A 25725-nucleotide genomic window follows, 5' to 3' on the forward strand; every position below is an offset into this window, starting at 1 on the left:
CGTCAAACGCCGATTTGTTTCATTAATTTCTTATAAAGTTCGAAATAATCTGAACGAGAGAAATCACGGATCATATCGTCAGGAAGATTTCCGAGTAGCTCATCTAAATAGAGAAGGATCCGTTTCATCTCGTCTTGAGTAGGAGTTGCCTCGCCCGTCTCAGCTTCTTCAGCAGAAGCTCCTGCTTGGCGAACCTCTTCCAAAGGAGAGAGTTCATTCTCGTCCGCATACTCGTCTAAGATAAAATTAAGTTCCGGTTCCGGAGCCAATTTTTCTATTGTTGGGATAATCTCCCCGCCCACATCATCTGCAAAGTCCAAACCTGAAATTTGGATATCATCTTCGAAGGAGCCTAACGCATTTAAGTCGTTTGCTTCAGGAGGAGAAGATAATAATTGGTCCAGGTCCTCTGAATCAACTTCTTGAGGAGTTTCATCGGAGAGTAAATTTCCTAATTCGTCATTGGATAATGTAATAGGTTCATCTGCTTCTTCTCCCAGATCCCAGTCGGAAGGTGCAGCTACCGCGTTCTCTGCTCCTGCGCCCAGATCATTCAGATCCGCAACAGGTCCGTCCCAATCTATATCATAATCGGATGATACATCAGGAGTTCCAATATCGTCCAACTCGTTGATCGGAAGTGAGATTGGCTCTTCTGAATCTTCCATCAGATCGTCAGAAGCAGTCTCTAGTTCAGGCTCTTCTTCCAATAAATGCCCTAACTCATCTTCGGAAAGAGCGATAGGCTCATCTGCTTCAGAGTCTAAGCTAAAGTCTCCGAATTCTACAGGAGCTACGTCTTCATGTTCTATAGGCGGAGCATCCGCAAATATATCCGCATCGGAAGCTTCTTCATCTCCCGAAGATAATAAATCTCCTAACTCGTCGTCGGAGAGTGCAATAGGTTCGTCTTCTTCCGAATCTAAAGAGGAAACTGCCTCTTCTTCACCGGAGAGTAAGTTTCCAAGTTCATCATCCGAAAGTGCAATCGGCTCGTTATCATCCAAATCGGAGGAAAGATCTAAAGAAGTTCCAGTATGTTCTTCTTCCTCTTCTGTTCCGGAAGATAATAAATTTCCAAGCTCGTCGTCTGAAAGTGCAATCGGTTCATCCGGATCAGAAGCCTCAGAGAAGAAATCTTCTTCTGGAGTTTCCACAGGAGAGAAATCCATCTGATCAGAATCTGAACTTCCTAATATATCTTCATCACTTGCAGAGGTGAAGTCTCCTAAAGATTCTTCGAAAACTTTTTCTTCCGACTTAGCATTGTCTTCGAAATCTCCTAGATCCAATCCGGTATCCAGAGGATTTTCTTCTTCGCTCAGTCCGAAATTATCAAAATCGGAAACAGGAAGAGAAATGGATTCGTCCTCTCCACCAAATTCGTCTTTAGTTTCTTCCGAATCGGAATCAAAATTAAAATCGCTTAGGTCTAGTTCAGAAGAAGGATCAGTATCTTCTTCCATTCCAAACTCCGACTCTGCTGTAGGAGCTCCTACAGAATCCAGATCGTCTAGTTGGATACTCTCGATCTCATCCTCATCTCCGGAGGATAATAAATTCCCAAGCTCGTCGTCAGAGAGTGCAATCGGCTCGTTCGCTTCTTCTTCCATATCCAAATCGGAAGAAGTATGTTCTTCGGAAACGGAACCAAGATCAAGGTCTCCAAAATCTCCCATCTCATCGAAAGAACTTTTGTTCTCTAAAGAAGTATCATCACCTTCTAAAAGATGATCCAATTCGTCCGTGGAAAGTGCGATGTCCTTTTCTTCTTCACCGTCGAAGTTAATGTCCTCGGTCAATTCGGAAGAAGGCATAGAAATATCGTCTCCACCCAAATCCCCGAATCCTTCTTCTTCCATGTTCGGACTGAAGTCTTCAGCCATAATATCGTCCAACTCATGCTCAGAGAGAGAAATTGGACCTTCATCATCGGAAACTATTTCGTCTTCGAAAGTTTTGGAACCGGAATCTTCCGGAGCAGAAACTTCTTCTTCGTCCATGGAGAAGTCTGCAAGGTTGGAGCCTATATCAATATTATGTAATTCATCATCGGAAAGAGAGATCGGTGTCTCATCATCCAGGTCCGCATCGGAAAGTCCAACCACCTCGTCTTGGTCGGAAGAATCCCCTCCCCAATCAAATGGTTGGTCGTCTGAATGAAATGCGGAAGAAGGGACTTCTCCAGGTTGTGAGAAATCTCCCAAGTCCAAAGAGCCTAAATCTCCGAATGCTTCCTCATGATTTTCGGGTAAAGAAGAAGGGGATGATTCTTTCCAAGAAGGAGCAGAGGAAGAAGATGTAGTAGGAGAATTCAGGTCATCATCGATATCCAGAAGTCTGTCGATCTCAGCATCGATCATTGGATCTGTGAGTTCGAAATCAAAGTCTTCGTCCAAATGAACGGACTCATCAAGTTGACTTAGGTCTGAGCCAAAATCAGTTTCTTCAGGTTCGAAATTAGGAATATCATCCGGGTAATCGTCTCCGGATGAAGCGAGTAATTCCTCAAATCCTTCGCTGTCTGGAGAATCTCCCGGAACGGAATCGAAATTAAAATCGGAAGAATCTCCATCGTTAGCCAAGAGAGAATCTATTTCGTCCAAGCTCATTTCACTCGGATCAAAATCCTCTCCATTTCCGGCTGGAAACCCCTCTCCCTCGTCTATCGTAAAATCGTCCGCCATGCTTCCTACAGTATGCTAAAAATCCGTCTGTCTAATTCGGAGGATCTCCTAAGTTGTAGGAAATACAATCCGAAAAAATTTCGAGACAGTCCTCTTATATTAGAAGACCTTTTCTCTTATAATGGGAAACTTCTTCGGGCTTAACCGATAGAAGTGTCCCTTAATAATTTTCGGAATTTGGAACCCCTAAATATTAGCGGGAAGCCGCTAAAATTCGGGTTTTTGCTTTTAGGACGAGAGTATTTTTCTCGTTGGAGGCAGGAAGAGCTTCCGCTTCTTCTAGGGCTTTTTGGGCGGCAGCAAGGTCGATATCTTCTTTCAGGCTACCGTGGTCCGTCAAAATTGTAACTTTATTGTCTCTTACTTCGAAAAATCCGCCTTCGATTGCGGCAATTTTCGTTTTATTTCCTTGTCGGACTTCCAACACTCCGATCCCAAGCAGGGAAACAAGAGAAGTATGGCCCGGATACACTCCGAAAAACCCTTCGTTTCCAGGCACGACGATGCTGTCCGCATCGCCGTGGAAGAGTAGTTTTTCTGGAGAGATTACCGATACGTCTAGCTTGGCTGCCATCGATTATGCTCTCAGGTTTTTGGACTTCTCGATCGCGTCTTCTATGGTTCCTACCATGTAGAAGGCTTGCTCTGGAAGGTGGTCGCAATTTCCTGCGATCAATTCTTTGAAAGAGCGAACTGTATCTGCAAGTTTTACGTATTTTCCAGGAGATCCAGTGAATACTTCCGCAACGTGGAAAGGCTGAGAAAGGAATTTCTCGATCTTTCTTGCTCTCGCAACCAGAACCTTATCATCTTCAGAAAGTTCGTCCATACCAAGGATCGCGATGATATCCTGAAGATCTTTATAACGTTGAAGGATCCTTTGAACCTCACGAGCAACACCGTAATGTTCCGCACCCAAAACTTCTGCGTTCATCACGCGGGAAGTAGAATCGAGTGGGTCAACCGCAGGATAAATTCCTTTATCGGAGATCGCGCGAGAAAGAACCGTAGTCGCATCTAAGTGAGCGAACGCGTTCGCAGGTGCAGGGTCAGTCAAGTCGTCCGCAGGAACATAAATTGCCTGAACGGAAGTGATGGATCCCTTACGAGTGGAAGTAATACGCTCTTGGAGAGCACCCATCTCTGTAGAAAGAGTCGGTTGGTATCCCACCGCAGAAGGCATACGTCCAAGTAGAGCAGATACTTCCGATCCCGCTTGGGAGAAACGGAAGATATTGTCTACGAAGAGTAGTACATCTGTTCCGATGGAATCACGGAAATGTTCCGCCATTGTAAGAGCAGAAAGAGCAACACGAAGACGAGCACCAGGTGGCTCATTCATCTGACCATAACAAAGCACGGTCTTGTTGATAACTCCGGATTCTTTCATCTCTCTCCAGAGGTCGTTTCCTTCTCTGGTTCTTTCACCAACACCTGCGAATACGGAAAATCCACCGTGTTGTTTCGCGATATTATTGATCAACTCTTGGATAAGAACTGTTTTACCTACTCCGGCTCCTCCGAAGAGTCCGGTCTTTCCCCCTTTGATATAAGGAGCAAGAAGGTCGATAACCTTGATCCCTGTTTCGAATACTTCCGTTTTAGGGGAAAGGTCTTCGTAACTTGGAGCGGCTCTGTGGATAGGTTTACGCTCTTTCACTTGGATAGGAGCGCCTTCATCCACTGGATCTCCCAGAACGTTAAAAATTCTTCCGAGGGTCACGTCCCCAACTGGAACGGAAATAGGAGCTCCTGTATCAGAAACTTCCTGTCCTCTTACAAGGCCGTCAGTGGAAGAAAGAGCGATCGCTCTTACTGCACTACCACCGATATGCTGTTGCACTTCGGCGATAATTTTTTCCTTTTTGCCTTCTACGACCGCGTCGATTTCAAGCGCGTTAAAAATTTCGGGCAGATGTCCGGACTCGAATTCGATATCCAAAACGGATCCGATGATTTGTTTTACTTTACCTTTGCTCATCCAAGTACTCCAATACCAGAACTAGTTTAGCGAGTCCGCACCCGCTACGATCTCCGAGATCTCCTGAGTGATCTTCGCCTGACGAATACGGTTGTAACCGCGGGTCAGAAGTTTGATCATCTCGGAGGCCGCGTCCGTTGCGGATTTCATGGCCACGCGCTTTGCGATCTGCTCGGAACAATTCGCTTCCAAGATCGCCTTTAAAAATGCAGTTTTTACCACTAAGGGAAGAAGAGATTCCAGAATATCAGCCGGGCTTGGCTCATATAGAACGTTGGAACCTACATTAGCTTCTCCTTGTGCTTCAAACGGAAGAACCTTAGTAATATCAGGCTCTTGGTTTGCAGAAGAATGATAAACAGTAGAAATAATTTCCACCGAATCCACTTCTTCATTTGCAAATAGACCCAAGAAGAAGTCCGCAAACTCTTCCGCTTCCTTGTAACCGGACTTATCGTCGATATGAGTATAGGTTTTTTCTATTTTCTCTTTTGCGAATTGGAAATAGGAAATTCCTTTTTTACCTACGACAAAAAGTCGAACGTTTACACCCTGATCTTTCAATTCTTGGATGCGAGTTCTTGCTAAACGGATTGTTTTGGAGTTATATCCTCCACAAAGACCTCTGTTAGCAGTGATCACAAGAAGAGCTGCAGAGCGAACCGTATTCGGTTTTCTTAAATAAGGACTTTTTACTACGGAAGCAAGGGATGCGAGCGCTCCCACCAATTCCTTAATTTTATTAGAGAATGGATGAGACGCGTTCACCCGATCACTCAACTTTTTGGATTTAGCCGTAGCGACCATTTCCATAGTTCGAGTGATCTTCCGAGTGTTCTTAACGGAGCTGATCCGTTTCTTTATTTCCCGAGGTGTAGCCAAGATTTTTCTCCGCTTACTTCAGGTTCCTAACAAAGTCAGCTGCGATAGAGGCGATAACCTCTCCCAGTTTTCCTTCGTCCGAAATTTTCTTTTCGGTGCGAATAGCGTTCAATACTTCAGGTTGTTGTGTGCGAAGAACGTTTAATAAATGTGCTCCGAACTCTCTAACTTTAGGAACTGGAACCTTGTCCATATGTCCTCTAGTTACCGCAAAAATTTCGACCACTTGTTCTTCTACAGGATAAGGGCTGGAAACAGGTTGTTTCAACATCTCAACGATGCGATATCCTCTGTCCAACTGAGCCTGAGTGATTGGATCTAAGTCCGTTCCAAGCTGAGCGAATGCTTCCAACTCTCTGAACTGCGCTAATTCCAGTTTCATTTTTCCAGCGACTTGTTTCATCGCTTTGATCTGAGCTGCGGAACCAACACGAGATACGGAGATACCCACATCCACTGCAGGACGAACCCCTGATGCGAATAAGTTGGATTGCAGATAGATCTGACCGTCAGTGATCGAAATCACGTTAGTCGGAATATAAGCGGAAACCTCACCTTCTTGAGTTTCGATGATAGGAAGCGCGGTTAAGGAACCTGCTCCGTATTTTTCATCTAATTTAGCCGCTCTCTCTAATAAGCGAGAGTGAAGATAGAAAACGTCTCCAGGATAAGCTTCGCGGCCCGGAGGTCTACGAAGAAGAAGACACATTTGGCGATAAGCAACCGCTTGTTTTGATAAGTCATCATAAACAACTAAGGTAGCTTTTTTCTCGTTATACATGAAGTATTCCGCGAAGGAACATCCAGAATAAGGAGCGATATATTGCAGAGGAGCAGGATCAGCAGCAGTTGCGGAAACCACGATTGTGTAATCGAGAGCTCCAACCGCTTTCAGTTTTTCCACGATAGTCGCTACAGTGGAAGCCTTTTGTCCGATCGCTACGTAAACGCAGATAACTCCGGAACCTTTTTGGTTGATGATCGTATCCAGAGCGATGGAAGTTTTACCAGTTCCACGGTCTCCGATGATCAACTCCCTTTGTCCACGGCCTATCGGGATCATTGCATCGATACTTTTGATACCAGTTTGAAGAGGCTCTTCAACAGGTTGTCTTTTGGAAATACCAGGAGCAGGACTTTCTACCGCACGAGTATGTTTGGTATTGATTGGCCCTTTTCCATCCAGAGGCTCACCGAGTGGATTCACCACACGTCCGAGCATTTCCGGTCCTACCGGAACTTCTAAGATCTTTCCAATTCTTTTAACTGAGAATCCTTCACGGATATTTTTGTAATCTCCGTAAATGATCACACCCACGGAATTGTCTTCCAAGTTGAAGGCCTGACCGCGAACTCCGTTTTGGAATTCTACAAGTTCTCCAGCCATCACGTTTCTGAGACCGAAAACTCGAGCGATACCGTCCCCTACTTCCAGAACAGTTCCGACTTCTTCGACACCCAGATCTTTTTTATAATTTAAAATTTCCTGTTTGAGGACCGACGTAATTTCGTCTGTTTTAATTTTCATACACCACTCCGACCGGTAATTTGCTGTCCAGCAAGGTTTGCCTTACTTTCTTAAGTTGGCTTTTCATGGAAGAGTCGATCGCCAAGTCTTGGAATCTGACCACGAAACCTCCGAGAAGGCTCGGATCTTCACTTGCTTCCAAGATGAACTCCGATTTGAATCTTTCTTTTAATACTTCCCTTAATTTAGAGAGAGAAGCCTCATCCATAGCGGGATAACTTTTGACTTTCGCGCGAACTCTTCCTGCTTTACGATCCAGTTCTTCTTTTAAAGCTTCGTGAATTTCGGAAAGAAATGAGAATCTTCCCCTACGAAGAAGCACCTGTAAAAAATTCAGAGTGATTTCCGAAATTTTCCCCTGGAAGGTCTTTAATAGAACAGCTTCCTTATCTTCCCTTTTAACGGAAGGGGTATCGAAAAAATCGCGGAACTGCGGTTCTATACGGAAAATACTTACGATAGAATCCAATTCCTGTTCGGCTTCTTCCGGAGAAGAACTAGCGTCCGCAAAAGCGGCCGCGTATGTTTTTGGGATCGCAGAATAACTCATGTTACGCGCTCAGTTTCTTGATCTTGCCTAACTCGTTCTCGATAAAGGACTTATAATCGTCAGCTTTTAACTGTTTCTCCAGAACCAGAGCCGCGACTTGAACGGTCATGTCCACGATCTGCCCTTGGAGTTCTGCCAATGCTTTGGATTTTGCGAGTTCGATATCTTTCAGTGCAGTATCTTTAAGAGCCTTCACTTCTTTCGAAGCATCATCCAACATTTTGTTTTTCAGGTTAGTAGCGTCCGATTTGGCTTCCGCTACGATTCCGTTAGCTTGGTCCTTTGCTTGAGCGATTCTTGTTTCATAATCTTTCAGCAGAGATTCCGCTTCGGAACGTACGTCAGCAGCCTTACGAATATCGTTTTGGATGGTCTCAGCTCTTTCATCCAGAGCTTTGAGGATCACATCCCAAGCGAAAACTTTAAGGATAATGACGACTATTGTGAAGGTAATCAGGGTCCAAATGATCAGACCCGGATTAACGTCTAATAGTGCGCCTAATCCCCTGTCAGCTGCCAAGAGAAACAAGATTATTTACCTTCAGCCGGTGCAGAAACTTCAGTTTTAGCAGAAGCTTTGCTAACTGCTGTATTTAGAGTTCCACCTGCAAGGAACGCAATAACGATTGCGAACAGAGCCGCACCTTCGATAAGGGCTGCAGAGATGATCATTGCAGTTTGGATTTTTCCAGCTGCATCAGGTTGACGGCTGATTCCTTCAGCAGCAGAGCCACCGATTCTTCCGATTCCGAGTCCTGCGCCTAAAATAGCGAGTCCAGCTGCGATTCCTACTCCAATGTATCCTAGTCCGAATTCCATTTTATTACTTTCTCCTATTTGAAATCAAAACGCTTATATAAAATTAGTGCCTATGCATGCTCGAGCCCACGAAGAGCGAAGTAAGAAGAGCGAAAACGTAAGCCTGCAAGAAGGCCACGAACAATTCTAAGAAATAGATCGCGGTAGCTCCAAAAACCGAGATCGGCGCAACTCCCCAAGATTGGAATTGGAAAATAAATCCGAGTAACGCTAAGATGATTACGTGTCCTGCAGTCATGTTTGCTAAAAGACGCACAGTGAGTGCAAATGCTTTAGCAAGTGGAGAAATGATAAACTCCAATGGCCACATTAAAAGGTATAGAGGTGCAGGAACTCCATTCGGAACCGAATGAAGAATGAACTTTGGTCCTTGGTAAATAAATCCAGTTCCGTAGATCAGAAGTAAGGTGATAAGTGCAAGTGTAACAGTAACCGAAACATCACCAGTTACAGTAATACCGTTCCAAACTTTTGCGATCCAGATCGGTTCATGGTGAGCGGAAGCAGCATGTGCTTCTGCAGCAACTGGAACTTCTTCTCCCGCATTTACGGATTCGATTCCGAGCTGGATCACTTCTCCGACTGGAGGAATGAGTCCCATCAAGTTACAGAATAGAATGAAGAAGAATAATGTGAAAATATAATGATAATAAGAATGACCGTGACCGTCCGTGTTTGCATCCACAACATCCTTTTTCAAGAAAGTTACAAAAGCCTCGACTCCGTTAGCGAATCTGCTTTGTATCTTTAAAGGATTTTTTGCGATCAATCGAGCGGCAGGAATAAATACGATCAGAAGAAGAAAAGAAACAATCCACATCATCGTAACACGACGAGTGATATGAAGATCGATACCGCCGACAAAATGGAATCTATGACCTGTGGAATGATCTACGAAGATGTTTTCTGCATGAGGATCGAAATTCTCATGTCCTTCGAAAACTTTCGTCCCTCCTACGTTGAAAGGAAACTCAGCATGGTCCATTAAGTGGTGAACCAACACCTCGTTCAAATCAAAAGGTTTAGAAGCTTCTCCCTCGGAAGCAAATAATGGAAGTGAGAACAATAATAATGCGGTTGCGAAGATTTGTTTCAACATACTTGTAAAGGATCCTCTCGTAAACGACAGGAAAGAAGAGTTTTGGGAGCACCACCCAGGGTTCTATTTCCCGCAAAGTACCTTTAAACCGCTCTTTGAAGCGTTTTAAGGGGTCACCTTGCGAATACCAATATTAAAAGGTTGGCGAAATGGGCAATAAAAAAACCGATCACAAAACCTTCACGTTCGCCTCTCCAGATAAACAGTACTAAAACGGCTAAATGAATAAAAAAAGACAGAACAGTCGTTCCAAATTGGATTAAAAAACCTTCTTTGGAATGTTTCCAAAGTAGATAAAATCTAAAATTGTAAATAAGTAAAGATAGGAAAAGAGATATTACAATTCCCTTCCAAAAGGATAAGTCGGAAACTTCGTAGAACCGAAACCATAATCCGAAGATAAGTAGAAGGATACCAAAACCTAAATAATACTTTTTAGGCTGCAGTAACCCGTCCGAGTCCTTTATCCCCAAGGCGAGAAACCTAATCCTTTTTGTCGAATTGGGAAACTCTGGTGAGAAGATAGTAAATCCCGTAACCGAATCCAAAAACCGCCCCGAACAAGATCCCGAAAGGAGACCAACCGAAACGTCCATCCAGATACCTTCCTATAAAAACGGAAGCGATGATGATAAAAGCAAACTCCGTCCCCACACTAGCAAGCTGCCAGGGAGAAACATCCTTATTTTCTGGAGGTTTTTGATCCGGTTCGCTCATGGTTATTCTAATACGGTTCCGATACGATACCAACGGACCTGCATTCTAGGAATTCTATAAAATATAGTACTCTTGAACCAGTTCATATTAGAACCGATATCTCCACATTTCGATCTAAATTCTTCCGGATCGTATTTTTGAGCAGAGTCTCCGTTCATCCCGAGATCTTCCGCACTCTTATAAGCGCATACATGGTCTTTCCAATTAATGGAGAAGTATATAAATGCAGCTTTCCCAAGTATATTGTCCCTAGGAACAAATCCCCAAAATCTGGAGTCGGAAGAATTTGTGCGATTATCTCCCATCATCATATAATGATCATCAGGGATCACACAACCGGTAACTTGGAAACATTCCGCATCTTTGAATTCGTGGGTATAAGGACGGGTGTTTCCTTCGATCACATAATGTTCGAAGCCTGGTTTCTTTTCTTTAAAAAGATAGTATTGGACTGCTGCGTCATCATCCAGGTCATCGAATAGATTTCCTTTTTCTTCGTCCTTAAAGTCGTAAGCGGAGAAGTCCGTTTTTCCTTTTTCCATGTATTCTATTTTGCCATAGACTGTTGGAAATCCATCTCTCTCATGTAATACCTTTACGATCCGGATTCTATCTCCAGGAAGACCGATCACTCTTTTTACGAATCTTTTTGGGAACCATCCTTCTTTCTCTTCAGGAGAAACTGCTCCATCGGGAGGGATAAAGGTTACGATATCCCCTCTTTTAGGATCATCGTATCTTTTAAGTTCCGTATCCGTAAAAGGAAGCCTGAGAGAATATCTCATCTTATTTACGAATAGAAAATCCCCTATCTTCAAAGTGGGAAGCATGGATCCCGAGGGAATATTGTTCGCGTCCAAAACTGAGGATTTAAAAGCTAAAACTAATAAAACGATAAAAAAGAAGGAGAGAGTGGAATCTACCGATTCTTCTCCAAAGATTTCCTGGATCCATGTAGGAAGTTTTTTCAAAAAGGTACTGCCCTTCGGCTGGCTCATAGGTCTATTGATACGGGATCGGCATTTCCCGTCAATTCAGAAGACTGAATGCTCGCTTTAGAGGTTCGCGCGGAGTTCACTGAGAAAATTGTTACATGCCGCCAGTTTCATTGGCGAGATATGTTTCTATTGTTCTATCCAAACATAAAGCTTCTACCCCGCCTCCCCCGTTATCGAAGTATTGCGGATCAGTTTTTGGAGCATAAGATAATCAGATTCCTGGAGCAAGGGATAAGTTCCACTCCCCCGCGAAGGATCGAACCGGGGTCACAAAAATCGCGACCGCGATTTTTTGACCGGAGGTGAGAGCCTGGTCTGAGCTTTAGCGAAGAACGCGGCCAAAACCCACCCCCAAAAGACCTTTTCAAAGAGTTAAAATTTTTAAAAATCCTTACAGTTTTTTCGAAAAGGACGATATTAGAAACGTGAAAGAGCAGATAGACCGCAAAATTATCGAACTTCGCCGCCACCTGATTTCTTTGAAACAGAGTTATCCTATCGTAGGATTGAAAGGAGGCACGGAAACGGAAGATATGGATTCGGACGAAATCCGAGCACTCCATATCGTGGCCAAAGATTTGGTTCCGGTCACTGTTAAGATCGGCGGGCCTGAAGCAAGGACCGATATCCGTATGCTTGCGAAAGAAGAGATCGAAGGGATTTCAGCACCTATGATCGAATCTTCTTATGCGCTCAAAAATTTTATTTCTACTCTTAAAAGTATGCTAAGTCCTGTGGCTTTCTCTAAGGTTACTAAGGCAATCAACCTGGAGACTATCACAGGTTATAAAAATTTACTAGAGATTGCCGACTCGAGCGCATTCGAGGAACTGGATCAGGTGACGGCAGCAAGATCTGACCTCTCCGCTTCTATGGGTATGATCCCTGATGATAAAGAAGTGATGAAAGTTACCCGCACCATCATTGCTATTTCCAAAGACAGAGGCAAAAAAACTTCCGTTGGTGGAACGATCACAAAACAAAATTTCAGAAAGATCGCCGAAGAGATCCGTCCAGATAAGATTAACTCCAGACATGTTTGTGTGGACGCTATGAAATCTTTGGAAAAATTTCCGGAAGAAATAGCGGAAGTTATGCTCCAATTTGAGATCGAATTGTATGACCTATTTTCTCTTTTGAAACCCGAGAAGGCCTACGGTTATAAGAATAGAATGGAAACCAATCGAGAAAGGATCGGATCCAGAAAGGTTCTCTATTCCATTCGGTAAACAATGGCCAAAGATACAAGAGACCTAATCCTAAGAACTTCCCTCAAATTATTTTCAGAACAAGGGTATCACGGCTCTACCATGAGGCAAATCGCCCAGAGAGCCGGTCTGTCTTTGGGTCTTGCATATCGTTATTTTGAATCTAAAGAATCCATTTTAGAAGGGATCATCGAGTCTCATGATACGATCCTTAAAAAATATCTTCCGGAAAAATTGAATACTTCGGAGAATAGAGCGGAGCTTATCCAATTCTTAGGTGGACAGATCATTAAATTGGTAAAGGAGAATGAAGAATATCTCCGCTTGTATTGGAGTCTTATGCTCCAGCCAAAGATCCATAGATTAAAAAAACGAAATATTCATTTGGTAAACCTGATCTTTTATGAAAATTCCAAGAAGATCATATTGGCTTTAAAACCGAATTATACCGAGTTCGAAGTAAAAAATCTTACTTCTGCGATCATAGGTTATATGATCAATCATTTGACGAATAAGAGGGAGTTCACTCTGGAAGATTTCCGAGCGTATATAGTATACGCATTGGAGAATACCTAAGGCTGATAAAGCTCTCGGAAGAAACCCGTATTAGGACAATAAGATGATACGTTTTCTTTCCTTCCCTACTCCCAAAGAAAAAAATCCCATTTCCAAAGCGGTGATCCGAAAAACGGACGCCGCGTTCTTGAAAAACTTCTCCCTCGCAAAAACTCTGAATAAAGAAAAGGTTTGGATCGATGTAGAAAATCCAACCTCCGAAGATCTGATCTTTTTATCCAAAAACTGCGGATTCCATGATCTTGCGATAGAAGATTGTGTGAACAGAAACCAAAGGCCTAAATTTGAAGATTATGAGGACCATGCGTTTATCGTTCTCCATAGTTTTAGATCAGAAGGAGAACAGTCCTTTTCTGCGACTGAAACACATGTATTTTTCAATCGTAAATTTATCGTTTCAGTTCATGAACATAAGGAACCTTTGATCGATTCTCTTTGGAATCGGACTCTTACGGAACTGAACTTTGCGTCAAAGGGAACGGATCATGTTCTTTATCTTCTATTCGATCTTTTGGTGGATTCTAATTTCCCGATCTTAGACCAGATCTCCGAACAGATCACAGATCTGGAAAATCAGATCCTGACGAGCGAGATAGAGCCTGACTTCATTACGAATATCTTATATGTAAAAAGAAATTTAGTCAGAATGAGAAGGGTACTTTCTCCCCAAAGAGAAGTTCTGAATCTGATCATGAGACATGAGGATAAATTTCTCTCCGAAAAGGTTCGTTTTTATTTTAGGGATGTATACGATCATTTGAGTCGACTCGTAGAAACCATAGATATGGACAGGGATTTGATCGGGAACTCCATGGATGCTTACTTCTCCATTCTATCCCAGAAAACCAACGATATCATCAAACGATTGACCTTAGTTTCGATGATCTTTATGCCACTCACCTTCTTGACCGGTTTTTTCGGGATGAATTTTGCGGACCTTCCTTACGGCAATAAACTAATTCTGAGTGCCTCCCTTACCACCATGCTTGCCATTCCAGGAAGTATGATTTTATATTTTAAATATAAAAATTGGTTCAAAGATTAGTCCAAGTCTTATGGACAAAAAAATTGCAATCGTTACTGGCGCAAGCCGAGGTATAGGCGAAGAAGTTTCGAAACAACTTTCCAAATCAGGGATCCACATCCTATGCGCTTCCCGCAAAAAAGAAGACTCCGAAAAGACTGCATCTTCCATCCGCAAAGAAGGAGGATCCGCAGAGGCTTTTGCTTTGGATGTTTCCGATCCGGATTCCATCGATATGTTCCTGGAAGAAATTCTACCTAAATATCCTAAGATCGATATACTTGTGAATAACGCAGGTGTATATCTAGACAGCGGTTCTATAGAGAGCACTACTTTAGAAATGTTGCAAGGAACCTTGGACACTAATCTGATCGGGCCTTTTCTTCTTTCCCAAAAGATCTTAGGTGTGATGAAGAAGAACGGTTATGGCAGGATCGTAAATGTTAGTTCAGGTATGGGACAACTTTACGATATGAGTTCCGGCTATGCCGCGTATCGTATTTCTAAAACTGCATTGAATGCCCTTACTCGAATCTTATACTCCGAATCTTCCGGCAAAGATATAAAAGTGAATTCTGTTTGTCCCGGTTGGGTAAGAACAGACATGGGCGGAAAGTCTGCGACTCGCTCTGTGGAACATGGCGCCGAGACTATTGTTTGGGCGGCTCAGTTAGATAAGAGCGGACCAAGTGGGACTTTTCTGAGGGATAAGAAAGAGATTCCTTGGTGAGAGGGCGGAGCCAGAGGTTCGGAGAGTTTCCGTTTGTCGGAATTCCAACGTGGATTTGAAGGTGAGGATTTCGTTGACGAAGTGAGGATTCTGTGTTAGGCGTGTAAGCGCTCTCCCACGGGCCACTCCCCCCACCCAATGCAGGGAGGGGGCGATCTTAATTACAATGTAGGAACTCCAACATTACCTTACTTTCCGAAAAGGCCTTTCACTCCGTCTACAAATTCCCGTCCAACTGGAAGATTTGTTTCATCTTCATCTTTTAGATAAATTGTATATGCACCACCCGCTTGTGATTTTGCTGCAGAGACAAGATTGCGGTTCACCATATGTTTTCTATGGATGCGCAAAAAATCAGTCTTAGGTAATTCTTTTTCTAAATCGCCGAGCAGTTTAGCGGTTTCATAATCTCCATCTTTTGTATGTAGAACGGAACGTTTTCCATTGGCGGTTAGATAATAAAGATCCGCATATAAAACCCGATGGATCAAACCTCCATCACGAAAAACGAATACTGGATCCGGTTCACCGCTTGCCCTGGAGTTGGAAATGGTTTTTAACTGCAGATGATGAAGCGCTCTTTCCATACATGCGGAAAATCTTTCCTTTGTATATGGTTTTAAAAGATAATCGCATGCCCCGACTTCAAATGCTTTGAGTGTATGTTCCCTATAAGCGGTGGTGAAGACCAATACAGGAAGATTTTCGCCGATCTCTTCTAAAACTTGTAGGCCGGTTTTTTCGGGAAGATTGATGTCCAAGAACACCAGATCGAATTTTTCTTTTTTAAGAAGGTCGATTGCCTGGGAGCCTGTTCTTGCTATCCCGCCTACTTCGAACTGAGGCCAATCTTCCAAAAATTTGCGAAGAAGGTCCCTGGCAGGAACCTCGTCTTCTATCACTAAAACCTTATATAGCACGCTATTCATCTTGATGCGAATTCCAATCTTAATGTGGTGATTCCGAATTTATCTTTTTCTAATTTGAGTTCCGCTTCCCCGAAATTATACTCTAACCTGGATTTTATATTATTTAAGGTGCGAGAGAATTCGGATTTCTTATATTCAGGTAACAAATGGTGCTCTTGTTTTTCGTTCCCATTATTTTTGATTTCTATTTTTATTCTTCCAAAACTTTCGGTGGCGCTTATCTCTAATATCCCTGCCTCGGAACGATTCTCTAATCCGTGTTTGAAACTATTTTCAACTAATGGCTGTAAGGTGAGAGGAGGAATCCTAAGCCTCGAAAAATCTCCCACCTTTTTGATCTTGATCGTCAAAGAATCCGAAAACCGGATCCTTTGCAATTCTAGATAGTTTACCGTAAAATCCCACTCTTCCGAAAAAGGTATCGTTTTTTCGAAAATCCTATCTGATAGGAATCTATAAGTTTCAGAGAGTAAAATTAAAGCATTATCCGCTTTTTGAGGGTCGGTTACTAACAAAGAATGTATGGTATTCAAAGTATTGAATAAATAATGAGGATCCATCCGGTTCTGAAAGGTCCTGTATTGGATATCTTTCAGCTCACTTTCCATCTTCTTCCTTCTTTCTATCAGGATCTGCATGGATTTTTCTAAGAATGAAATGAATAGGGCCAGTATTAGGCTACTCAGAAGAATATTATAAGATCCTCCGTGCGGCCTTTCGACCCCTTCTCCGGCTAATAATAATACATGAATGATTCCGCCTGACGCAACTCCCAGAACAGATGCGATCGCAGAGGCGACCACCAGAAAGGCGCCTGTGAAAAACGCCCCTTTGTTCATTCGGTTCAAAAATTCTACCGAAAACTCCACGATGGAACATACACAATGTGTAGTTACCTGTGTAGCCAAAAACACCTTCCAAAAAGGAGCCTTGGAATTATGAGCGACTAACAATGAATTCATTGTGCCGATCACCGTGTTAATGGTTAACCAGAATAATATCTTAAAAGTGCGCATAGAAAGAATGGTCGAAAACTTTTTTCCGGGTCCGACTCCACTGATCCTGTATTCTTTTAACCCGTCGATTCCCTTTTTGCAATCTTATTCCAGTGAAAGTATCGTTTATTCCAATCGAATGGAAACTACAGAAATCGGATCGACCATCACGTTAAATACAAAGTCTGGTAGACAGGAGAGTAAGGATAGGTTTATCTAAACGAAATTTTTTCTTTACGACTTTTGTCGGCAAGTAATCGAGGGGGACCTCTTTGAAAAGGACATCTATTCGAAAACTGATCACCGCTGCATGTTTTATTATGGGATCCGTAAGTTTATCCGCAGAGGAAATCGTTACCACTAAGAAAGACGAACCGGACGGTTTCTACGGTTTGAAGATTGGCGGCATCCTCTCCCCTTCTTATAATCAAAGAATGAGAGACGGTGGTTCCGGTCTTGCTAATACATATCCTAATGAGGAGCCTGGCTTCTCCACACCTTGGACTCTTTTGACCATTAATAAAGAATTTAAGGAAACAGGTGTCAGCCTGGAATTATGGGGAGAATTATTACGTTCTGCTCAAGTGAGTGCTGACACAAGAATGGATGGAGGGGTTAAATCCAATCCGTATATTTTAGGGATCAGAAGGGCATTAATACGTAAAACCTGGGAAACCGGACTCGGGGAATACTCGCTAACGTTCGGAATGCAGGAACTCCCGCATACATACACCCAATGGAAAAATTATTGGAGATGGAGATATGTGGACAAAGGACCTCTAGAAAGTTTAGGATTTGCGCCTGCGCCCGCCGACATCGGGTTAGGCGGAACAGGGAAATGGGACACCCTATCCGCCCAGGTTATTCTTTCCAATGGCGAAGGTTACAGGCAGACCCAAAACACCGACTCCACAGGTTTTGATCTTTCTTCCAGAGTTTCGTATGAGCCTAAAATCGGTGAAGAGAATCGTATCGGACTTCATTTCTTTTATAGATCCGCTAATTTAACCGGAGCTGCTACTTCAGATTGTAAAGAAGGAACAGCATGTCTTGCATCGGATAATAATCCTTCTACCAGCCTCAGAAAAGATGTTCGTTCCCTAGAAAGTGACTCTTATGCGGTAGAAGCTAATTTTGATCGTAAAAAAATTCTTAACTTCGGACTTGGATATGTGTTCAGAAAACAAAAAGGCGGAGAAGTCCGAGATGTTTCCAAACCATTCGGCGCGGTGACTCCAGGTTTGGATTCCACAGGAACTGCTGCCTATGCCTGGTTGTCTTTAGGATGGGGAGATTTTAGGATCGTGGGTAGATTAGAGGGAGGAAGCGGAAGAGACGGAGTTCTCGCCGCAAACCGAACTCAGATAAATCAGATCATGCCGGGAACTCCTGAATCGGATTATTGGAATATACAAACCAATACTATTGGACCTCTGGTAAGCTCTTCCGGTTATTCTGTTCGTTCTTCTTTTAGGAGAGGTTCAGTATTCGCAGAATGGAATATTACGGATTCTTTACGTGTTTCTATCGGATATACCGAATCCAGGAACAGGGACAAGGACGGAGGAAGAGAACAATCCTATGTGGACGGATCCGGAAACGAAAGGACCAAAGCGGAATATTTACAACAATTCCAGGGCGGTGCAAATAACGGGATCGTGTCCTACGGCCGCCTGACCAAGGAGCTAACTCTTTGGACCACCATCGAATTTTAAGGAGATATTTATGAAACTAAGAATGTGGATGATCTTAAGCTTATTACTTTCCATCGGTTCCTTGGTTTTAGTAAGCCAAGAGAATAAGGAGAAGGACGCAAGAGTTTCCTTCCTGATCGGAAAAGTGCAGCTACAAAAAGGCGGCAAGGGAAGTTGGAATATTTTAAAACTAGGAGATCTGGTTTCTGAAGGGGATATAGTTTCTACAGGAAATGCTTCTAAAACCACACTACTCTATAAGGGTTCCGAGTTTAAAATCCTACCGAATACAAAACTGAAAATTTCAAGTCTGTATAATGAATCCAAAGATGGTAAGTTGGAAGTGCAGAGCGGATTTGCCTGGTTCCAACTTGTGAATCTAAAAGGTAAAAAATTCGAAGTAAGCACTCCCACTACCACTGCAGGGGTAAGAGGAACTGCATTCTCCGCATTCCATGATCATAAGACCAAGGATTCTTCCTTCTGTACTTGCGAAGGTAAGGTTTTGATGAATGGAACAGGAGATCCGAAAGACGGTACCATGCAAGAAAAAGGAAATGGCGGTTATTATCCGGGCGGCGGAGAAGAGCCTAAAAGAAGTTCTTACGAAGGTATTATCGTAAAATTTAAATCTCTTCCTCCTTTCAAGGATCTAATGAAAAAGAATATTTCCTTAAAGAACTGTTTATCCTGCCATACACCTCAAGGCTGGACTCCGGAAGACTCCGTTCCAAGTGATGAGACTTACGGCGGAGGAAAAATGTAAATCTTCTATAAAGATTTTGGAATGTATAAGAGGCTCGGGAAACCGAGCCTCTTTTTTTATCTTAAGGGCAGGCGATAGCATTTCCAGGATTAGAGGCAAACGCTCCCTGGAACTGAAGCCCTCCGAATAGATAAGGATATGCTTCCGAATTTGGAATAGGGATAGTAACCAATCTCAATTTATCCGTAGTAGATTGCAGATTACATTTATTCCCGGAACTAACATTTGTGATCGCATCCAAGGTTAATGAACTAGGCAGAGGAACCTGTCTTAATACGTTATTTACCAAAGGAACGATCAATGAACGGATCAAAGGATCCACCACTTGGAAAATTCCCTTAGGATCCAAACCAAAAGGATTAAATGTAGGTCCTTCCAGAATGTCCATCGTATAAGACATGCTCGCTTCGTCCTTTCTGATCACAAGACTCATCGCGTTCAAATTATTATACTGAGGTTTTCCGGTAGGGTCCGGATTCACAAATGGAATAAAATTGAAGGAACCATCCCCCTTTAGGCTTACACGCACCGTGTTCAAAAGATAACGACAACTGTTTGCAGCATTATCTGCGGCAGCTGCACTACAAGGCACAGAGCTTCCATTACCTACATCCGTTCCAGGAAGTCTTCTACCGTATATCCTTAATTCCAAATCGGTAAAGTTCACTACCAGGGTAGGAAGAGAACTTGCGCCACCAAATTTGAACTCGCCATTCGGTGCATGGATAGCGTATACGTCAATGTCCACATCATCACTCGCACTTACATTCGGAACAAATTTACTAGGATCGCCCGGTTTCAAACCTACCAAAGGCCTGCCTGGAGATAAGATATTTAGCAAGGTTCCCACCTTAACTAATTCTTGAGTCAATTCAAAGAGAGGATCGGAACCTGCATACTGTTTGATCTGATTTATAAATTGTTTATTGATCCTTAAATTTAAGGCGCCATTTTGCCAGAGACTATAAGCGGCCTGAGTAACAGTATCAGCATTCAAGGTAAGAAGTAATCCGGGATTGGCATTACTTCTGGAGAATGGATATGTTTTTGCCATAGCGGTCCCGGTCGGAATGGGACGAGTGCTCACAAAACCGGTGGCTAATTGATGCCCATGATAATTCGGGTCCGTGTTTGCAAGAGGAGTTTTGGCCACCAAAGATACACTTGCGGAAGTTAGTATTCCCTTATTAGTTCCGTCCGATTTTACAACCGCATCGTTTTGAGCCATCAACCTTAAGGACAAAGGAAAATTGTTCAAAGGTGCCGGCAAATAATCCGGCAAAGTCACATCCAAACCGGGATTATTCAAAGAAACTAATACTGCATTCATCGCCTCCACAGATACCCTCTCCACGATATCTCTCAACATGGACTGGGTAATATAAGGAGTTGCCTGTGGAACTGCGTTATTCGCTACACTTTCCGTAATAGGAGAGAGCCAAGAACCCAAAGTATCGGTAGCGGCCAGTAAATTTACACCTGCAACATTTAAGTTATTCACCCATTCAGATACATAAAAGTTCCCGTTGATCCCATCCGTAGGCGTATATGGAGTTTTGACCGCGACAGCAATTTTCCCCGAGGAATCAAAACTTGCATTCGCCTTTGCTCTCGCCAAACGAGAAGTATAAGGTGAGTTCGGATTCAAAGTAGCTGTGGTAGAGAATCCGTAAGTATCATCATTTCCTAATAAACAAGCAAGGCCGGTACAATCATGAGAATAACCGATCGTTGTGATATCTATCACGGATCTTTTACCGTTTAGATCTACTCCCATTACACCGTCTGCTTGGACATAAATTGAGTCCGTAATATTCGTAGTATTATCCGGAGCTAAAGGAGGAACGACTACGTTATTAATGTACACGTCCAACCACATAGGAAGATTTCCCAAGAAGCTTGCGGTAATATTGAATGCTCCCGTATTTCCTGCGATCCCACAATATCCATTTCCGAATTGGCCTGACATATCCCCATAGGTCTTTACGTAATTTACAGAGATCGGGAAATCGTTCGCGGTAATAGACCAGAAATCTATACATCTTCTGTCGGAAAAGTTACCGTTACCGTCAGGGTCTCTAAGAGGAGTAACGTCCGTAGTTTTGGGAGATCCTGAAAAATCGTTAAATGTTTTATTTGTGATCTTAAAATCCGCATGAGCGAATCTTTGCAGAATATTAGAAAATAATTTTAAAGTCTGGGCTTCATCAAAGACTGCAGCGGAGGCATTAGAGATCAAAGCATATGGATTAGAGTTAACTTTCCCATAATTGAATCCGAAAGACCTACGAAATGTTTTACCGTCAGCGGTAGAGATCAGGAATTCATAAGCATTCCCACCTTGGAAAGGTTTTAGTCCGACTTTTGCTCCGGAAAAAGTATTCAAGTTTAAGGAAGAAGCTAAAGGTACGGTCATGTCGCAAGGAGAAGCGGCACAAATTACATGTTCCGCAGTGGAACCCATATGTTTTAATTTGATACTTTGGATTTGATTCGGATTATAAGGATTGGTGAAACTCGCGTTCAGATTCATGGAAATCGTACCTGGAGTCGCATCCAAATAAGTCAGGTCCTTTTGGGAATTCGCGGGACCTACTCCCGTGCCATTTAAGGACATTGTAATATAGTAATCCGGCTCCGTAATAAAACTGACAGTATAAGGTTGAAGGTTTCCTCCTTCTAATCCTTTAGAGGCTGAAGTTAAAGTGAGTTTGTAAGTGGTATTTGCTTTTAATTCTCGATACGGATCGAATATCAATCTTCCCCCAGACTTCCAATAGAAGGTTCCTCCTTTTTCACTAGAAGGTCCAGGAAGAAGAGTTCCGTTATCTTCCGTAAAAACAAAGTCAGCCTTTACTGTGCTTGAAACCATCGGTTCAGAGAATACGATCTCTAAACTTTTATAACGGTCTACCTGAGTGAGACTGGCTAAATTAAGAACGACCTGAGGCCCGGTGGCACCAAAATCGACTGGTAAAGTGGTAGGAGTATCTGTTTCCGTATAATTAATATTATTAGAAGTTCCTGGAATAGAACCTCCATCATCGATAGGAATCCCTATGGAACTAAGAAAGGAATCGAGCATCCCTCCACCTTTTTCAGAATCTTTACATCCAAAAAATAAAAGGGGTACTGCCAGACAGGTTATAACAACCGTCCGTTTAATAAAAATTCTATCTCTTTCACCCAATCCGGTAACCATCTTTTTTCTCCAGTCTTCAATCGCATGATTTCTTTCGAATTCGGCCGGAATTGGCACCCGTCAGTGCCTATCCAACCTCGAACAGGACCTTCTTCTTTCGAAAAATTGCCCCATCCTTAAGAGTTTATTTTCAATTTTGGAGAAAACTCTTGGTTCAGGATTTATTCTATTTTTATAATATTATCTTTCTATACTTATCCCTCTTTACTTTCTACTCATATGTTATTAAGGACATTGCACCACTGTTCCAGGATTTGTAGCAGCAGCTCCTTGGAACTGAAGCCCTCCAAATAAATACGGATAAGGTTCCGTATTCGGGATCGGGATAGTGATCAGCTTCAGTTTATCCGTAGTAGACTGAAGATTACATACCGCTCCGGAAGAAAAGTTAGTGATCGCAGAAACGTTCAACGACTTAGGTAGAGGCACCTGACGTAATACGTTATTCACCAAAGGAATGATCAATGAACGGATCAAAGGATCTACCACTTGGAAAATCCCCTTAGGATCTAAACCGAACGGATTCACCGAATTTCCTTCCAGAATATCCAGAGTATAAGCCATACTGTTCTCATCTTTTTTGATCACAAGGCTCATAGCGTTCAAATTATTATACTGAGGTTTTCCGGTAGGATCCGGATTCACGAACGGAATAAAATTGAAAGACCCATCCCCTTTGATACTTACACGCACTGTATTCAAAAGATAACGACAACTATTTGCAGCAGAATCAGCAGCTGCGGAAGAACAGGTTATCGAACTTGGGATAGGATATCCGATTTGAGTTCCGTTCGGCCTTCTTCCATAAATCCTTAATTCCAAATCCGTAAAGTTCACAACTAAAGCAGGAATAGAATTCGCTCCGCCAAACTTAAACTCTCCATTAGGAGCATGGATCGCATACACATCGATATCCACATCATCCGAAGATTTTACGCTTTGGATCAGCTTACTAGAATCAGTTGGATTCAAACCGACTAAAGTATTTCTACCCGGAGCCAAAATATTCAATAAGGTCCCTACTTTTACTAATTCTTGGGTCAACTGGAATAGAGGATCAGAACCTGCATAAGCAGTGATAGAATCTATAAAAGGTTTATTGATCCTTAAATTTAAGGCACCGTTTTGCCAGAGACTATAAGCAGCCTGAGTAACAGTGTCTGCAGTCAGAGTTAAAAGTAGCCCTGGGTTTGTAGAACTTTTAGAGAAAGGAAAAGTTTTAGTAAGCGCATCTCCAGTCGGAATAGGACGAGTGCTTATAAAACCCGAAGCCAATTGGTGCCCGTGATAATTCGGGTCCGTATTTATAAGAGGAGTTTTAGCTACCAAGGCAACAGAAGCAGAGCCAACAAGTCCCTTGTTCGCCCCAGAGACTGTAGGAACCACATCTGTTTGGAATTTCAATTTTAAAGAAAGCGGAAAACTTTGTAAAGGTGCAGGAAGATAATCCGGCAATACCACATCCAAACCTGGATTCGCTAAAGAAGTCACAACTGCATTCAGCGCGTTAGGTGCAACCTTCTGGATAACGTCCTTTAACATAGATTGAGTAATCGCAGGTTTTAAAGCTGGGACCATATCGTTCGCGATGGAGGCAGTTACGGAAGATAGAAGGTCAGCCGCCCAAGAAGTAGAATCCACATAGTCTACCGAGTCTAAAGTCCCAGCATTATTCTTAACTCTTAAATGATCGGACCATTCTTTTGTATAAAAATTATCGGAAGTAGTGTTTGCAGGAAGAGCAGCTATGGTTAAAGGAGTTTTAATTGCTATATTAAATTCTCCGTTTGAATCCACCAGAGTATTCGTATTTGCAACTGCAGCACGAGGATTTGCGGTCTCATTCAAATTCACTTCTGCGATAGTAGTGAAATAGAACTTACTGCCAGAACCAACAAGTCCGAGACCAATCGAATTCCTGTTTCTTGCAATGATTGCAAGATTAATAATCGCCTTACGGCCGTTAATGCTTACTTTCAGGTTATTATTTGCAGGAACACTTAAACCAGCTGTGATCGTAGGATCAGTCCCTGTCATAGCAGGAATATTGACCCCAGTGATGTAGACGTCCATATCGAAATCTGAACAACCTAAGAAACATCCATTACCAACAAATGCTCCTGGATTTGCTCCAGATGCTCCACAATACCCATCTCCATTATCAGGATCTGTAGAATCACCAAAGCTGCGGATAAAATTGATCTCAGAATGATAATCTATACAATAGCTAGTTCTCTTTGCAGTACTCTTAGGATTATTCGAAAAATCTGAAAAAGATTTATTAACGATCTTATAATCGTTTTTAGCAAATCTTTCTAAAATTTGGCCGAACAGTTTTAATGCCTGAGTCTCGTCAACGATCGTTGCTGCACCATTTGTGATCAAAGCATATGGACTAGTATTTACTTTTCCATAATTGAATCCGAATGATCTACGAAACACTTTACCATTTGTAGTAGTTACCTCAAAGATATAAGCGTTCCCACCTTGGAAAGGTTTTAGTCCTGCTTTAGCTCCTGAGAAAGTATTTAAATTCAAAGAAGAAGCAAGAGGAGCGGTCATATCGCAAGGAGGGGCCGCACAGATCACATGCTCTGCAGTAGAACTTAAATGTTTCAGTTTAATCGTCTGGATAGAATTCGCACCACTGATCGAAGAAGTAAAACTCGCGTTCAAATTCATAGCGATCGTACCAGGAGCAGCATCCGTATAAGTTAAATCCTTAGAAGAGTTTGCAGGACCAACTGCTGTTCCGTTTAACGTAGCGCCGATCAAATAATCTGGCTCGGTAGTGAATTCTATCGTGTAAGGTTGAAGATCTCCGCCTTCTAAACCTTTAGAAGCGTTAGTCAAAGTAAGTTGGTATTTAGTATTAGGTTTCAATTCTTTATAAGGATCGAAAATCAATCTTCCACCAGATTTCCAATAAAAAGATCCACCCTTCTCAACAGCAGGACCAGGTAATAGGGTCCCTGATTTTTCTTTCAGAATAAAATCGCCGGCCACACTAGACTGTAACATAGGCTCAGAGAAAACGATTTCTAAACTTTTATAACGGTCCACTTGGTCAGTAGAAGACAAGTTCAATAATGCTTGGGGTCCTGTAGTTCCGAAATCCACAGGAAGAGCAGCTGGTTCATCCGTATCCTTATAAGGAGTTAAAGACGCACTAGTAGGAAGGCTTCCTCCGGAATCGGTAGCAATACCTAGACTTGCAAAGATAGAGTCGGAAAGACTCGTTTGTTTTTCTCCACCGCATCCAATGGATACTAAGATTAAAGCGAAACCGATAAGTAAAAATCCCTTGAGTGTCTGCGTCTTCATTTGTGTCGGTAGTCCA

General features: G+C 42.6%; 21 protein-coding genes. 6 read left to right on the top strand and 15 right to left on the bottom strand.

Annotation, left to right across the window (positions count from 1 at the left end; genetic code table 11):
* Positions 1–2: 2 nt before the first annotated feature.
* The 11 genes from EHO58_RS08740 to lepB form a co-directional block, all read right to left on the bottom strand.
* Positions 3–2687 (bottom strand): midas domain-containing protein, encoded by a 2685-nt coding sequence (locus EHO58_RS08740; protein ID WP_135679669.1) that lies wholly within the window; start codon positions 2685–2687, stop codon positions 3–5.
* 193 nt (positions 2688–2880) lie between these two features.
* Positions 2881–3261 (bottom strand): ATP synthase F1 subunit epsilon, encoded by a 381-nt coding sequence (gene atpC / locus EHO58_RS08745; RefSeq protein ID WP_135628641.1) that lies wholly within the window; start codon positions 3259–3261, stop codon positions 2881–2883.
* A 3-nt stretch (positions 3262–3264) separates the two neighbouring features.
* A complete protein-coding gene (gene atpD / locus EHO58_RS08750; RefSeq protein WP_100722948.1) occupies positions 3265–4668 on the bottom strand; it encodes a F0F1 ATP synthase subunit beta in 1404 nt (467 codons plus the stop codon).
* Between the two features lie 21 nt (positions 4669–4689).
* A complete protein-coding gene (gene atpG / locus EHO58_RS08755; protein ID WP_135679670.1) occupies positions 4690–5550 on the bottom strand; it encodes an ATP synthase F1 subunit gamma in 861 nt (286 codons plus the stop codon).
* 13 nt (positions 5551–5563) lie between these two features.
* Positions 5564–7078, bottom strand: a complete 1515-nt coding sequence (atpA, locus tag EHO58_RS08760) for a F0F1 ATP synthase subunit alpha (RefSeq protein WP_086446202.1) — start codon at positions 7076–7078, stop codon at positions 5564–5566.
* Positions 7068–7628 (bottom strand): ATP synthase F1 subunit delta, encoded by a 561-nt coding sequence (gene atpH, locus EHO58_RS08765; protein WP_135617001.1) that lies wholly within the window; start codon positions 7626–7628, stop codon positions 7068–7070. Before atpH ends, atpA begins: the two co-directional genes overlap by 11 nt.
* A gap of 1 nt (position 7629) precedes the next feature.
* Entirely contained in the window at positions 7630–8157 is a 528-nt protein-coding gene (locus EHO58_RS08770; protein WP_086446200.1) for a F0F1 ATP synthase subunit B, read from the bottom strand.
* Between the two features lie 2 nt (positions 8158–8159).
* Entirely contained in the window at positions 8160–8447 is a 288-nt protein-coding gene (gene atpE, locus EHO58_RS08775; protein WP_020771187.1) for an ATP synthase F0 subunit C, read from the bottom strand.
* 43 nt (positions 8448–8490) lie between these two features.
* Entirely contained in the window at positions 8491–9546 is a 1056-nt protein-coding gene (gene atpB, locus EHO58_RS08780) for a F0F1 ATP synthase subunit A (RefSeq protein WP_135628644.1), read from the bottom strand.
* Positions 9547–10029: 483 nt separating this feature from the next.
* Complete coding sequence (locus EHO58_RS08790) at positions 10030–10263, bottom strand: AtpZ/AtpI family protein (RefSeq protein ID WP_135628645.1); 234 nt, start codon at positions 10261–10263, stop codon at positions 10030–10032.
* Between the two features lie 2 nt (positions 10264–10265).
* Entirely contained in the window at positions 10266–11261 is a 996-nt protein-coding gene (gene lepB / locus EHO58_RS08795; protein ID WP_244241112.1) for a signal peptidase I, read from the bottom strand.
* A gap of 425 nt (positions 11262–11686) precedes the next feature.
* On the opposite strand from lepB, the gene EHO58_RS08800 reads away from it, so the two are divergent.
* The 4 genes from EHO58_RS08800 to EHO58_RS08815 are packed head-to-tail and all read left to right on the top strand — an operon-like array spanning position 11687 to position 14799.
* A complete protein-coding gene (locus EHO58_RS08800) occupies positions 11687–12490 on the top strand; it encodes an aldolase/citrate lyase family protein (RefSeq protein WP_135628646.1) in 804 nt (267 codons plus the stop codon).
* A 3-nt stretch (positions 12491–12493) separates the two neighbouring features.
* Positions 12494–13045 carry a TetR/AcrR family transcriptional regulator gene (locus EHO58_RS08805; protein WP_086446196.1) on the top strand — a complete coding sequence of 184 codons (552 nt, stop codon included), beginning with the start codon at positions 12494–12496 and terminating at the stop codon, positions 13043–13045.
* Between the two features lie 43 nt (positions 13046–13088).
* Positions 13089–14090 carry a magnesium/cobalt transporter CorA gene (gene corA / locus EHO58_RS08810; protein ID WP_135628647.1) on the top strand — a complete coding sequence of 334 codons (1002 nt, stop codon included), beginning with the start codon at positions 13089–13091 and terminating at the stop codon, positions 14088–14090.
* A 10-nt stretch (positions 14091–14100) separates the two neighbouring features.
* Entirely contained in the window at positions 14101–14799 is a 699-nt protein-coding gene (locus EHO58_RS08815; protein WP_135679671.1) for an SDR family oxidoreductase, read from the top strand.
* A 188-nt stretch (positions 14800–14987) separates the two neighbouring features.
* Here EHO58_RS08815 and EHO58_RS08820 read toward each other — a convergent pair whose 3' ends face one another.
* Together EHO58_RS08820 and EHO58_RS08825 are read right to left on the bottom strand one after the other, a co-directional pair.
* Positions 14988–15728, bottom strand: coding sequence for a LytR/AlgR family response regulator transcription factor (locus tag EHO58_RS08820; RefSeq protein ID WP_135679672.1), 741 nt, complete (start codon positions 15726–15728; stop codon positions 14988–14990).
* On the bottom strand, positions 15725–16690 hold the full coding sequence (locus tag EHO58_RS08825; protein ID WP_100723228.1) for a sensor histidine kinase: 966 nt from the start codon (positions 16688–16690) through the stop codon (positions 15725–15727). The genes EHO58_RS08820 and EHO58_RS08825 overlap by 4 nt, the downstream gene beginning before the upstream one ends.
* A gap of 305 nt (positions 16691–16995) precedes the next feature.
* On the opposite strand from EHO58_RS08825, the gene EHO58_RS08835 reads away from it, so the two are divergent.
* On the top strand, positions 16996–18438 hold the full coding sequence (locus tag EHO58_RS08835; protein WP_135679673.1) for a hypothetical protein: 1443 nt from the start codon (positions 16996–16998) through the stop codon (positions 18436–18438).
* A 10-nt stretch (positions 18439–18448) separates the two neighbouring features.
* Positions 18449–19183, top strand: coding sequence for a FecR family protein (locus tag EHO58_RS08840; protein WP_135628651.1), 735 nt, complete (start codon positions 18449–18451; stop codon positions 19181–19183).
* Between the two features lie 61 nt (positions 19184–19244).
* On the opposite strand, the gene EHO58_RS08845 is transcribed toward EHO58_RS08840, so the two are convergent.
* Positions 19245–22268 carry an Ig-like domain-containing domain gene (locus EHO58_RS08845; RefSeq protein ID WP_244241113.1) on the bottom strand — a complete coding sequence of 1008 codons (3024 nt, stop codon included), beginning with the start codon at positions 22266–22268 and terminating at the stop codon, positions 19245–19247.
* A gap of 342 nt (positions 22269–22610) precedes the next feature.
* Positions 22611–25709, bottom strand: coding sequence for an Ig-like domain-containing domain (locus EHO58_RS08850; RefSeq protein ID WP_135679674.1), 3099 nt, complete (start codon positions 25707–25709; stop codon positions 22611–22613).
* Positions 25710–25725 lie beyond the last annotated feature (16 nt).

Origin of the sequence: Leptospira selangorensis, from assembly GCF_004769405.1 — a bacterium.
GTDB classification, from domain to species: domain Bacteria; phylum Spirochaetota; class Leptospiria; order Leptospirales; family Leptospiraceae; genus Leptospira_B; species Leptospira_B selangorensis.